The organism is Nostoc sp. UHCC 0251 (assembly GCF_034932245.1).
Lineage (GTDB): Bacteria > Cyanobacteriota > Cyanobacteriia > Cyanobacteriales > Nostocaceae > Nostoc.
Window position 1 is genome coordinate 1 of sequence record NZ_JAYGHD010000107.1, and the last position, 13,331, is coordinate 13,331.

Sequence of the window (13,331 nt, forward strand, 5' to 3'; positions counted from 1 at the left end):
TCAATAATTCTCCCTTGTCCCCCTCATCTCCCCCTGCCTCCCCTGCTCCCCCTGCTCCCCCTGCTCCCTGCTCCTTGCTCCCCCCTGCTCCCCACTCCCTACTGTCCAAGCTCTTTGATATTTTTCGTCACTTGTTGGTATAACTCATTGTTGCCCTGATTTTGAAAAATGCTTGCTGCTTTTTCCAAGTCCTTGAGCGCTCCCTGTCTGTCTCCATTAGTGGCGCGAGCATTGCCTCGGTTATTGTAGGCAGGGGCAAAGTTAGGATTGAAGCGAATGGCTTGATTGTAATCTGCGATCGCCCCCTGTGGATCTCCATTGGCAGCACGGGCATTTCCTCGGTTATTGTAGGCGATCGCATATTTGGGGTTGAGGCGAATCGCTTGATCAAGATCATCTAGTGCCCCTCTTTTTTCTCCCAAGGTGGCGCGGGCATTTCCTCGGTTATTGTAAGCTTCGGCATAGTTGGGATTCAGGCGAATCGCCTCACTGTAATCTCTAACTGCTTCTCTGTTATTTCCTAGTGAGGCGCGGGCATTCCCCAAATTGTTGTAGGCTTCAGCGTCGTCAGGATTGATGCGAAGTGCTTGATTGTAATCTGCGATCGCTTTTTCCTTGTCTCCCAAATCAAAGTAGACTAATCCCCGGCCGTTGTAGGCAGCGCCATATTGAGAGTTTTGATCAATTGCCTTATTATATGAAGCGATCGCAGCTTGTAAATCGCCATTTAAATGCTGATTCTTTCCCTGAAGATAGAATTCTCCACCAATGGAAGCTGTAGCTGAACGACGGCTAGGTGGAGTAACTTTTATTTCTGTTACCAAAACATTGTCATTTTTACTGCAAGAAATACTGCTTATTGCGGTCAATGTAGTAAAAATAGCTATGGTAAATAAAGTATTTACCCTTGTTTGCTTTTGTTTAAAGAAACGCCGTCTCATAAGTTAATACCAACTGCCATAACACCTGAAAAAACTAGTACTAAAATCTAGGTTTCCATTCTTTCACGCAATAATTATTCTAACTTTTAATAGTAAGTATAAAATTAATTGACTGATTTAGCTGATATTCAATAGCTTTATTTAATGCTTATGTATAGGAGCAATTATAAAACATCAAGTACAAAACTTATCATTTTTGTGCTTTTATATCATGATCTTTCTACTTTTTCTACCAATTAAAATACCTTTGCAATATATGAATCGCCTGTAGAGGTGTACAGATGTATGTCTTTACTCATGTATCTGTATCAGATTTACAGCGTATTTCAGGTAAATGAAGTATGTGAGTAGGGGCACAATATGTTGTATCCCTACGATTATCTGTACCTCACTAACTCGCAATTTGCTGTATGTCTTAGATTCAAGAATCCCCGTTGCTTTAGCGCGGGGAGTGTCAATCATTCTCTGTTTCACTCTCTTGATTTTTGAAAGCTAGCCGCCAAGAGGTGGTTTTTTCAATCTCTACAGAGAGGTGTTCCAGATTTTGCCCTAAATCTTTTTGGAGTTTTTGAGTTAGTGTGATTGGAAAATCTAAATTAATATCTTGGGTTTGTACTAGCTTTGCCAATTCTGTAAATGCAGTTTTAACTGTAGTACGTTCATAACTAGTTAGCTTGTGAGCAGAAGTTTCCGATATATTCTGAGCTTGCATGGCTTTTTTCATGCGTTCTTGCAAATGCTCAAATTCTGAATTCAACAACTTCCATTGCTGCTCAAGTTGCGAGTATCTTGTACTGAGTAATATTAAGTCTTCCGTTGCGGGTTCGGGGTTAGCTTGGGCTTGTAATCCTAACAAATTTGAGTGGATTTGAGCCAGATAAATGCAGTCTAGGTAAGCATACTCTATCTGTTCTTCAGTCAGGGGACGTTTTCCCCAATCGCTTTTTTGTTCTTGTTTTTCGATATTATTAAAGCTACAAAGTGTAGTAGCTATAGTCTTGAGTTGGTAGTTGGGTAATGGCAAAAGATAGTAAGGAATTTTTTTTGCCATTTCCAAAGTGCAAGTAATATTTTTGGCTTTCTTGTTACCGAGAAACTTTAGATCATAACTGGCGTTGTGAAAAACTTTTTCAATGGTAGAATTAATCATAATTTTTTCAATAAATTCAGCTATAATATCAGGCTGATCTAGTACATCTAAAAGATAGACGCGATCGCCACTCATATCTTTAGGATTATCTAATACCTGAATCAGCGATAGTCGGGGATTACGACTTTTATAGTCAGCTACTTCTGTATCTATCCACAGCGTTTTAACGTTGGTATATTCAGCAACAATGGCACTAATTTCGTGGGCATAAGTAAGGTACGGCATTAGCTAATATTTCCTGATAGTTGAGGGATTCTAAGTAAGCCATAGTTTTCTAAAGTAACATTTTGTTGGTGATTTTGTTGCCACAGTATTGCCAAAACGCTGAATTTTTGAGTCGCGTAGGTTATAGACATCGCCAAACTAAATTAAATCTGATAACATCGAGTCACCATAATGGGGTGGCATAGTCTACCATTGAGAGAGCTACTGGGCATCTACATTAAATTAATAGAGAGCTACAGACTGTATGCAGAGGCATCCTAGTTAGCAGCCATCAGGAAAATTGAATTGGCATTTCTTAAAACTGGCAGCAAAATCTTAGCTGCAAGAAATTGTCCAAGTTTTGATTTTCAGTAACCTGAGCTATTGCTTGGGCACTTTTGTTACTCCACCTTTAATTGCTTTTTAACATCTGCTCCTCACCATGACACACACATCAATTAATCGCTTCAAGTACTCAATTCGGAGATAGATAATGAAAAAGCTAATTCTATTACTAGTTAGTGGCATTTTGGTAGTTGGTACTTTTGGCTGCGAAGAAGCTCCTAAAACTGGTTCAGAAACTCCTAGCACTACTAATCAAGCTGCTCAAGCACCAGCAACACCAGCTTCTCAGATAAATCAAACTGCCGATAAAACTACTGCTAAGATTCCAGCAACAGAAATGACTCCTTTAGCAGCTACTATAGGCACTAAAGTTAAAACCGATTCTGAAAAAACGGCAGCAACAAAAGCTAAGAGCGATTTAAAAACTGAAGTTAGTGAAAAGTTGAATAAAGGCTTACCAGGCAACAAGTTACAAGTTGAAAATAAAGAGGGTGAAATTATCCTCAAAGGCACAGTGGCTTCTGCTGAAGAACTCCAGAAAGCTGAAACCTTGGCTAAAGAAGTTCAAGGTGTAAAGATGGTAAAGGTGGAAGCAAAAGTTGAAGCTGTGAAGCCATAAAAGAATAACTGAAGTTCTCAGTTAACATCGGTATAAAAGCTAAACAGGGACTTACATCTGTGTAAGCCCTGTTTTTTTGCTTAAATAATCGTGATTAAAGTAGTGGTAAATTAATAATTTGATTTTGATATTCATCATTAAAAGATGCTTGAGCAATTAGACTTAATTCACTAATAATCTGACCGATGGTTAATTTATCAGTCAAAATAAAAATACCTGGTATATTACTCCCTTGCGCGATATGTTCAGCTAAATGTCTAGGCATAGATGTACGGTTATTTGTGACTAAAATAAAATTATATTCTTCACACCAGCATAATATTTCTGGATCTAATGTCCCTCTGGGAGGAGCGCCAGGATCACCAACTACCCACATCATTAAGTTAGGGTTGCGCTGGACAAATTGGCGATTGTAGACTTTATCAACATTTTCATCAAGAAGATATTTGAGAGTCATGTATCTTTTTCATTGCTTCTCTTTCAGCTTTCAGTTTTAGCAATTTGGTTACAACTGGCGGTGGATTGCGTCGCTGTTCTTCTCGCATTCGATGGCTATGTTCTAGCCAATTAGCTATGTAAGCACTGACTGCTCCCTTGTTATGCAAGTAATAGAGAATAGTTGCATATATTTGCTCTAAAGTTACTGATGGATAACTTTGGGAAATTTCCTCTGGAGTCCGACACCGATGGATGAAATCATAGAGTATAGTTTCAATTCCTACTCTTGTACCTTTGAGTCGAATATCATCAGGTCGCTGAAAGTCGAAGTAATCTTCTAATTGCATAATTTACTTTGTTATGTTTACCCATAAAATTATCTTACATACTTATAAAATATTCTTGCAATCAATAGTAATAAATTGATAGTGATCGCTCTGCCAACGACAAAATGTTACATGAGTTGATTGTTTTTCCAATTAGTTGATCTAAAACTGAAATGATTTGATCTAGTTGCTTTTGAGCGCCTGTAATGAAATCTCGTGCTTGTACTAAGGGATTTCCAAATAAAAAAATATCTCACTGTTCACAGTCAACAGTCAACAACTTCAAGCGGGATAATTTATTTCTTGGAGTTCCCTAACTCTATTGTGTCTTCTCTGAACGATGATTGTCCTACCTTCTCTGCGGTAGCCTGCGACAAGCTGCTACACGTCTACAATAATCCCTAATTTTCCCCTACCCTCTTGCGAATTTTTAATTAGTTGATACACTTGTTCTTCATTAGCCCAGTGAACCAGCGCCTATGGTGCATATCAAGCGCGTGGAACTTACGAACTTCAAATCCTTCGGTGGCACTACCTCAGTCCCTTTGCTACCGGGGTGTACTGTCATATCTGGGCCAAATGGTTCAGGTAAATCTAATATTCTAGATGCACTGCTATTTTGTCTAGGACTTTCTAGTTCTAAGGGAATGCGAGCCGATCGCCTCCCGGATTTGGTAAATAACACTCAAACCTCTAAAGGACGCGCTTCTATTGAGGCTAGCGTCACTGTAACGTTTGATTTGTCGGATGAAATCTCACACAAAGACGCGAAGGTGCAGAGTGAGAAAGCAGAGGAGGCAGAGGAGGCAGAGGAGGCAGGGGAAGCAGAGGAAGCAGAGGAAGAAAATCCAAAATCCAAAATCCAAAATCCAAAATCGGCAGAGTGGAGTGTTACTAGAAGGCTGCGAGTCACTCACCAAGGAAGTTACACGTCGAATTACTATATCAATGGTGAAGCTTGCACGCTGACAGAGTTGCATCAGCAACTAAGTAATCTGCGGGTTTATCCTGAAGGCTACAACGTGGTGCTGCAAGGGGATGTCACCAGCATTATCTCGATGAATGCGCGGGAACGGCGGGAAATTATTGATGAATTGGCAGGGGTGGCGGCGTTCGATCGCAAAATCATTCAAGCCAAATCAACTTTAGATGAGGTGAAGGAAAAGGAAGATAGCTGTCGGATTATTGAAACGGAATTAACTGCACAGCGCGATCGCCTTGCCCAAGATCGTGCTAAAGCTGAGAAATATCAAAAACTCCGCACGGAATTTCTAGCCAAGCAATCCTGGGAAGCTGTTTTATCATGGCGTTCCTTGCAAGCACAACAAGAAAAGTTAGTTCACGAAATTCAAACAGGTGATCGCAATTCGAGTGAACTCTCAACTCAACTCACAAACCTAAATTCCGAAATCGTTCAAAAAACTGCTGAACTTGAACAACTCAACGCCCATGTGAAAGCATTAGGTGAAGATGAACTTTTGGCGGTACAATCTACCCTCGCCACCCAAGAAGCAGAACGAAAACAACTCCAGCGTCAGCTAACCGAATTAGAAACAGCTTCCCAAGAAACCGCCAAACGTCTGCTTCAAACTCAGCAAGAAATTCAAAAACACCGTCATTCCCTAGCAGAAATTGCCGAAACCCAGCTTGTAGAGACGCGATTCATCGCGTCTTCCCAACACCAAAGGAATGAAGCCCACCAAGCTCTAGAAACCTCCCGCGAAGCCGCCGCCGAAATCGCCTCAGCTTCTGAAGCGTGGGTGCAGCAACAAACGGCATTCAACCGCCAAATTGAAACTCTGCTGCAAACTCTAGAACCACAACGCACAGAACAAGCCCAACTCACAGAACGCAATAATCAGTTACAGCAGCTTATCCAAGAGCAAACCCAGTTAATTGAACGCGACGAACCCGAATTAGCCCAAAAACAAACTGAGTGTAATCAAGTTCAAACAGAATTTAACGCCTCTAGCGAACCCATCCAAAATTTAGCCCAAAATCTCTCAGCCACAGAACAAGAATTACAAATCCAACAAGAAACCCAAAAACGCTTACTTTCTGAACAACGGGAAAAACAACGCCAGTTGGATAAAATAGAAGCACAAGCGCAAGCACAGCAAGAAGTCCAAGGAACCCAAGCGAGTAAAGTCATTTTACAATCGGGAATGCCTGGACTTTGTGGCTTAGTTGTGCAGTTAGGAAAGGTGGAACCCCGCCATCAGCTAGCTTTGGAAATGGCTGCCGGTGGACGCTTGGGACATATTGTGGTGGAAGATGACAGCATCGCCGCAGCAGGGATTGAATTGCTCAAACAGAAGCGTGCAGGGAGGGCGACTTTTTTACCACTGAATAAAATTCACGCTCCCAAATTTACTCAAGATGCAACGCTGCGTTTTGCTAGCGGTTTCGTTAATTATGCTGTTAACTTAGTCGATTGCGATCGCCGTTACAAAGATGTATTCAGCTATGTTTTCGGCAACACAGTAGTTTTTTCCAACCTTGAGGCGGCGCGGAAAAATTTAGGACTGTATCGCATCGTTACTTTAGACGGGGAACTCTTAGAAACCAGCGGTGCAATGACTGGTGGTAGCAACAGCAATCGTTCAGCGTTGCGCTTTGGCAATGCGGAAGCGGCGGAATCTGATGAAGCGATCGCTTTAAAAACTCGCTTGGTGGACATTGAACGGGTTTTAGAGCGTTGTACTGAAGCGATCGCAACTTTGTCAGCCAGAACCAAAGAACTAACGCAAAAACTCGCAGAAGCGCGTCAGGCGCGGCGCGAACAGCAGTTGCAATTGGAACAGTTGCAGAAAGATATTAAAAATTTAACAGCACAACTAGAGGGGACGCGATCGCAACTCGCCCAAAACAGCCAAAAGTTAGCCACTGCTCAATCCCGTCTGGAAATTTTGGAGCGGGAATTACCTGGACAAGAAACTCAGTTGCAACAATTGCGACACGCTTTAGCAGAGTTGGAAGCATCCCAAACCCCCAGCGAATGGCAACAAATCCAGGCGACTATTAAAATTCAAGAGCAACAATTGCAACAACGGGAGACAGCGTTACGCGAAGCTGAACAAAGATTAAAAAATTTGGAAAATCAGCAACAACGTTTACAAGAAAAAATCCAAGAAGCAGAAACGCGAATCACCGAATACGAAACCCAACAAATCTCCTGTAGAGACGCGATGAATCGCGTCTTTGCACAAACCACAACGATAGACGAGCAAATCACCCAAACCCGTTTATCGTTGAGTCAAATGGAGCAGAATTTGGGAGAAGAGAAACAAAAACGCGATGCTACAGAACAGGAAGTGCGATCGCATCTTTTGCGCCAGCAACAATTGCAATGGGAAATCGAAAAACTCAAAGAAACCCAAGAGAAGCGCCGGGAGGAACTAATTGCACTGCAAACCCAGTTGCGGGATGTAGGAGCAGAATTACCAAATCCCTTGCCAGAAGTTCCAGATAAGGTAGATTTGGAAGAATTGCAAAAAGAATTGCGATCGCTTACTAAACGCTTACAGGCAATGGAACCTGTCAATATGCTGGCGTTAGAAGAATACGAACGCACTCAAAACCGCCTCCAAGAACTAACGCAAAAATTAGAAACATTAGAAGGAGAACGCACCGAACTACTTTTACGGATTGAAAACTTTACCACATTGCGGCAACTTGCCTTTAAAGAAGCTTTCGATGCTGTCAACGAAAACTTTCAATCAATTTTTGCCATTCTTTCAGACGGTGACGGCTTCTTGCAACTCGAAAATCCCGAAGATCCCTTTAGCAGCGGACTGAATTTAGTCGCGCACCCCAAAGGTAAACCCGTACAGCGCCTAGCTTCCATGTCTGGGGGAGAAAAATCACTCACAGCCTTGAGCTTTATCTTTGCCCTGCAACGCTACCGCCCATCGCCCTTTTACGCCTTTGACGAAGTGGATATGTTTCTAGATGGAGCAAACGTAGAACGATTAGCTAGAATGATTAAACAACAGTCACAACAAGCGCAATTTATAGTTGTGAGTTTGCGTCGTCCGATGATAGAATCAGCCGAACGTACAATTGGCGTTACTCAAGCACGAGGAGCTTACACTCAAGTTTTGGGGATTAAGTTACAATCATCCAATACATCTGCTTGAATTTTTGTTAATAATAGTGTATATATAAACCGGATTGGAGATCAGGACTCGGTATAGAATGACCTCTGAACAGATAATTAGGCGTTCCGACATATTAAATACCCAGGTGATTACCCGCGACAATGGCAAGCGGTTAGGCATCATCAGTCAAGTCTGGGTTGATATTGATCAACGAGAGGTTGTGGCTCTTGGTTTGCGAGACAGCCTGATCTCTATTTCGGGCATACCGCGCTACATGTACCTCAACAACATCAGCCAGATTGGTGATGTCATCCTAGTTGATAACGAAGATGCAATTGAAGATATCGAAGTTGAATCTCTCAGTAATCTAATTAACTGGGAAGTAATTACAGAAACGGGTGAAGTATTAGGCAAAGTTCGGGGCTTCAAGTTCAACGGCGAAACCGGAAAGCTTAACTCCATAGTTATTGCTTCTTTAGGATTGCCCCAAATCCCCGATCAATTTCTCAGCACTTACGAGTTCTCAGTAGATGAAATTGTCAGCACTGGCCCCAATCGATTGATTGTGTTTGAGGGAGCCGAAGAACGAGTAGAGCAGTTGACAGTTGGTTTACTAGAGCGTTTGGGTATCGGCAAAGCACCTTGGGAGCGAGATATAGAAGAAGAATACGGCTATACTCCACCACGCCAAGTTGCACCTGGGAATCAACTGCCTAGCGGAGTACCATTGCAGCCACCTAAACAAAAAGTTCGCGCCCCCGAACCCGTAGCGCGGGAAGAAGAATGGAATGAAGACTATGTGGAAGAAGAAAGGCCACAGCGTCAGGTAATGAAGGCGCGGCAGTATGAATCTATTCAATACGAAGAAGACGAGGAAGAAGATAACTGGAGCGAAGCCACGGGCAACGACAGGTATCAACAACCGCAGCCGCTAAAGTATGAAGCCCAGCCCTATAGCAAGCCATACGTTGATGAATACGATGATTATGACGACGTAGAGGGCGATGCTTGGGAAGATGCGCCGAAGCCCGTGAATATTCCCAAGAAAGTCAAAGAAAGACAGCCAGAATACGAAGAAGAAGGCGGATATTAGACTATCCCCACCCTTAGCCCCTTCCCCGCGCCAGCGAGGAGGGGGCTTTTTTATGAACGATAAGTAAAACGCATCCCAATACTTGTGGGGGAATGGCACTAAGAAAAGATACAGCCCTTGCTCTGACTGGTTAAGAGCCTCTAGGCTGGGAACCTATTCTGGGAGGCTCCGCCTCCAGTAGCTTAACAAGAGGCAGAGCCTCTTTTGAATACATTCCCAGCCTGGAGGCTGGGAACAAGGCGACACAAGCTTTTGGGCTTTTCTTAGTACCATCCACTTGTGGGGTTTTGAGGAAAAGGGGAATGGGAAAGCAATACGCTTGGGTTAAGAAATTTATCCGTTGAGGCTGGCGTTGCAGGAGGAGAGAATAAAAAAAGCTTATCCCAAGCGTATTAAAGGGGAAAGAAAAAACCTTTAACTCAAACCCAGTAACCTTTTCCCCAAACCAAATTCCAGTTTAAAATCCAAAACCCGAGTAGTCTTGAAACGCATCGTCTAACGTGCTCTTACAAAAATGTTTATTAAATTCCCAGCAAGTAAAGAATAGTTGCAATGAATACAACAGTTGATTTGAAATTGATAATCTAGTAATTAAGGCTAAATAGCTTGCCTAGCAGATTGAAAAGCGTAGAGTTCCTGGGTTCCTCAGATATATTGTAGGGTCTGTTTTCAGATACCAAATTAATTGATTTAAATGTAGATTGAATTGACATAAGGAAGCCCAACATTTGGGTTGTCTGTTTATGTTGCGCTTCGCTTAATTCAACCTACAATTCAATGAAAACTCGATTTTCTCGATTGCTCATATACATCTAAGAGGCTTTTCGGACATCCTCTTAGGAAAATTTTGATTGTCAGCTAGTCCAAAATTTGAAAAGTTAAGGAGACTTAAAATGATTGTTTCCGACTTACTTTTTTTTGATGTATCAATCTCTGAAGAATCTGACATTAGAGGTGGCCAATCTCCTTATGATAGTGGTGGATACTACTATGTCCCTAAAGAAAAATACGAGTGTTACAGCTACTACAATGAGAAATGGGGTGGAACTTACTATAAGTGCTACCAGGATAAGTACATACCAAAAATACCGAAAAAAGAGCTAGGTGGAGGTACGCTCCTATCTTAGGATGACAACTAATTAGGATTCAATAATGGATGTCAGGAATAGATTTAAGAGAATGTTTTAAAAGTCCTCTTGTAGGTATCAAAACATTCTAGTTCATCCTAAATCCCCCTTAAAAATAAAGCTTTACCTAGGATTTTTTTGAGCGTTGTGGACAACCTCAAAAAAGCCTAGGTATTTTTTAGTTTGGAGTTTAGACTAGTACCGCAAGGCGGAAGTCAACCCCTTTGGGGAATTAAAAATGAAGAATTAAAAATTAAAAATTATTATTCAAAAATAATTGACAAAAATCTATTGTTCATTGAGATTCAGTCACCATTTTTATCCCTACAGGCTTGAAGAAGAGAAAATCGCGATCGCCTACACCGCATTCTCCAGTAATGGCGTTCCGTATCCTTGATTCCTCTGGGAATATTATAGTTTATGTGTACTATAAACACCCTATTTAAGTTTGGGGTAGGTACGCTTATATTTGATTTACATCAATCGCCGTAAAGGTTTGGAGTTTTGCACCGGTAACTAAAGTCCAGAAAATTGAGGCTTTTTTCTGGCTACTTTTTGCCTAAGTCCCATTAACGGGACTATTTTGTTAATGCTGCGCCATCCCATAAAGGATCGCAGTTGGAGATAGTACCCTCTAGGGTACTATTAACCCTCAAATAGTCATACTACGATGTAAACAATTAATCAAGCAGCTAATTTATGGATCTAAGTAAGTAGAAGAGTACCAAAAATAAAGATGTACGTTAAAACGTCAAGCTAACTGTATTGACTAAAGTCTTGATTACAAACTTACTTACCTAGCAAAGTTTTCTTAGGAAAATACTAGCTCTTACTTTAAACCTAAAATGCCTAGCTTACCCGCTATTTCAAATAGGATGAGCGGAGGTTATTTTTCAATGTCTATATCTGTAGTTTCTACTATAGCCAACAATATTATTTTTAGAGATTAATCATGATTTCAATAGATGAATCACCCCTGGCTAATATTCTCGGATTCCTATCATTAGCTGGCTATATAGCCACCTTACTTCCCACAATTCTAAGAATTGTTTTTCCGCAAACCAAAGAGACTGGTATTCCCCAATGGCTGCTCAAACGCCGTCGGATCATCGGTATTATAGCTTTCTTTTTGGCTTTAGGTCATGGGTTCCTAATGGTGCAAAAGAGAAACTTTGATTTTTTTGACACGAAGACATTTTGGATATATATCCAGGGTGTAAGCACTTTCATAATTTTTATACTCCTTTCTATAACTTCTAATAATTGGAGTGTAAAAAAGCTGAAAAAGAACTGGAAGCAATTACACAAACTAACTTATCCAGCTATGGTTATTTTGATTTGGCATATCTGGGATAAGATGTCTGGACATTGGACATATTTAACACCGATTAGCCTTGTTGCTACTATTTTAATCACGGTTTTATTTATCATTCGCCTTTGGATTGAACATCAAGATAAGCAACAAAAAAATGCAAAGAAAGTAACTAAAGCAGAATTAGCAGAAAAAAGCGTTAGTGTACCACAGCGAAAATAACTAATTAGTGAAAAGGCTAGAATCAGCTTTCTGTTTTCTTGTACTATTTGTCGCCTAAATTGTGTAAATGGAGAGTCTGTCTGTAGTGTTAAACAAAATTGTTAATAAAGTTACAGTAGTGCTGGCAATCACATCTACAGCAACCTTGGTTGGATTTAGCTCTTATCGTTTGCTATTTCCATTCCAGATGGTTACACCTGGCGCTATGGCCTCGCCAATCATTCAACCCGATCAAACCCTAAAAGGACATTCAACGTGGATTTATGCGATCGCTATCAGTCCAGATGGTAAGACTTTAGCTAGTGGTAGCTATGATGGCACGATCAAGATTTGGAATCTGCACACTGGCAAATTACTCCACACTTTTAAAGGTCATGCTGATGGAGTTGTATCCTTGGCGATTAGCGCCGATCGCCGTATACTCGCTAGTGGCAGCTGGGATAATCGAATTAAACTGTGGAATCTGGAAACAGGTACTCTCATCCGTACCCTTGATGGGCATCGTGACGATATACAAGCGATCGCTATGAGTGCCAATGGAAAATTGCTTGCTAGTAGCAGTGCTGATAATACCATTAAGCTCTGGAATCTCGACACAGGCAAAAAAGTCTTTACACTCCAGGATGTAGGCTGGGTGAAGTCTGTTGCTTTTAGCCCCGATAGCCAAAAGTTAGCCAGTGGCAGTAAAGATAGCTCCATCAGAATTTGGCAGCTAAACACTGGCAGTCCGACACTGATACAGACTCTCACAGGGCATTCCCAAGAAGTGCGTTCTGTTGCCTTCAGTCCTGATGGGCAAAGCCTTGCTAGTGGCAGTATGGATAAAACCATCAAACTGTGGCGCTTAGACGATGGCAAATTGTTGCACACTCTAGCAGGGCATTCTCAATCTGTATGGTCTGTTGCTTTTAGTCCTAATGGGCAGACCTTAGTTAGTGGTAGTTACGACACAACAATCAAGCTTTGGAATCTAGCTAGTGGCAAACTCCTTGATAACTTTGCAGGACATACCAAGTCTGTATGGTCTGTTGCTTTTAGTCCTAATGGGCAAACCTTAGTAAGTGGCAGTAGTGACGAAACCATCAAACTTTGGTCTATACCCGAATATCAAGAAGAAGGCAGATATTAAGTACTTCGGAATTCAACCGGAAAATTAAGAAGTATTTTATTATCTTAGTAGCGAGGAGTAGAAAGGTGATGGGGTGAGCGAGTGGAGAATGCGCTATTGGCTCAGGGGTAGATATTCAATTCGATCCTGGTATTCATCTTCAAATGAAGCTGCCACAATGATGATTAATTCTTCAACAGTTTGTCCAATGCTTTGGTTTGCATAGTTTCATAAAGCAAGGCCCCTCGAATGAACATTCCACTTCAATCACAGAAGAACACCGGGAAACTCTAAGCTGTTCCACATTTAAACTGCATAAGCTGGGCGGGCAAGATGCCCACCCCAC

The 13,331-nt window shown here is 41.5% G+C and carries 11 protein-coding genes; 6 read left to right on the forward strand and 5 right to left on the reverse strand.

Annotated elements, in window-relative coordinates; all coding sequences use genetic code 11:
* Window positions 1-98: 98 nt before the first annotated feature.
* From VB740_RS13680 to VB740_RS13690, 3 genes are all read right to left on the reverse strand, one after another.
* Window positions 99-941 (reverse strand): tetratricopeptide repeat protein, encoded by an 843-nt coding sequence (locus tag VB740_RS13680; RefSeq protein WP_323200537.1) that lies wholly within the window; start codon window positions 939-941, stop codon window positions 99-101.
* Window positions 942-1,395: 454 nt separating this feature from the next.
* Entirely contained in the window at window positions 1,396-2,316 is a 921-nt protein-coding gene (locus VB740_RS13685; protein ID WP_323200538.1) for a ribonuclease D, read from the reverse strand.
* Complete coding sequence (locus VB740_RS13690; RefSeq protein ID WP_323200539.1) at window positions 2,316-2,447, reverse strand: hypothetical protein; 132 nt, start codon at window positions 2,445-2,447, stop codon at window positions 2,316-2,318. Before VB740_RS13690 ends, VB740_RS13685 begins: the two co-directional genes overlap by 1 nt.
* A gap of 341 nt (window positions 2,448-2,788) precedes the next feature.
* Here VB740_RS13690 and VB740_RS13695 point away from each other — a divergent pair, with 341 nt between their 5' ends.
* Complete coding sequence (locus VB740_RS13695; protein ID WP_323200540.1) at window positions 2,789-3,259, forward strand: BON domain-containing protein; 471 nt, start codon at window positions 2,789-2,791, stop codon at window positions 3,257-3,259.
* Between the two features lie 94 nt (window positions 3,260-3,353).
* Here the strand turns inward: VB740_RS13695 and VB740_RS13700 are convergent, their stop codons facing one another.
* The gene (locus VB740_RS13700) at window positions 3,354-3,716 is read right to left on the reverse strand and encodes a DUF5615 family PIN-like protein (protein WP_323200541.1); all 363 of its coding nucleotides are present in this window, start codon (window positions 3,714-3,716) and stop codon (window positions 3,354-3,356) included.
* Complete coding sequence (locus tag VB740_RS13705) at window positions 3,694-4,044, reverse strand: DUF433 domain-containing protein (RefSeq protein WP_323200542.1); 351 nt, start codon at window positions 4,042-4,044, stop codon at window positions 3,694-3,696. The genes VB740_RS13700 and VB740_RS13705 overlap by 23 nt, the downstream gene beginning before the upstream one ends.
* A gap of 458 nt (window positions 4,045-4,502) precedes the next feature.
* Between VB740_RS13705 and smc the strand changes: the two genes are divergently transcribed.
* The 5 genes from smc (at window position 4,503) to VB740_RS13730 (ending at window position 13,006) form a co-directional block, all read left to right on the forward strand.
* Window positions 4,503-8,162: a chromosome segregation protein SMC gene (gene smc / locus VB740_RS13710; protein WP_323200543.1), complete on the forward strand. Its 3,660-nt coding sequence runs from the start codon at window positions 4,503-4,505 to the stop codon at window positions 8,160-8,162.
* 58 nt (window positions 8,163-8,220) lie between these two features.
* On the forward strand, window positions 8,221-9,216 hold the full coding sequence (locus VB740_RS13715; RefSeq protein ID WP_323200544.1) for a PRC-barrel domain-containing protein: 996 nt from the start codon (window positions 8,221-8,223) through the stop codon (window positions 9,214-9,216).
* Window positions 9,217-10,109: 893 nt separating this feature from the next.
* Window positions 10,110-10,343 (forward strand): hypothetical protein, encoded by a 234-nt coding sequence (locus tag VB740_RS13720; protein WP_323200545.1) that lies wholly within the window; start codon window positions 10,110-10,112, stop codon window positions 10,341-10,343.
* Window positions 10,344-11,295: 952 nt separating this feature from the next.
* Window positions 11,296-11,877, forward strand: coding sequence for a ferric reductase-like transmembrane domain-containing protein (locus VB740_RS13725; protein WP_323200546.1), 582 nt, complete (start codon window positions 11,296-11,298; stop codon window positions 11,875-11,877).
* Window positions 11,878-11,944: 67 nt separating this feature from the next.
* Complete coding sequence (locus VB740_RS13730) at window positions 11,945-13,006, forward strand: WD40 repeat domain-containing protein (protein ID WP_323200547.1); 1,062 nt, start codon at window positions 11,945-11,947, stop codon at window positions 13,004-13,006.
* The last annotated feature ends 325 nt before the right edge of the window (window positions 13,007-13,331 follow it).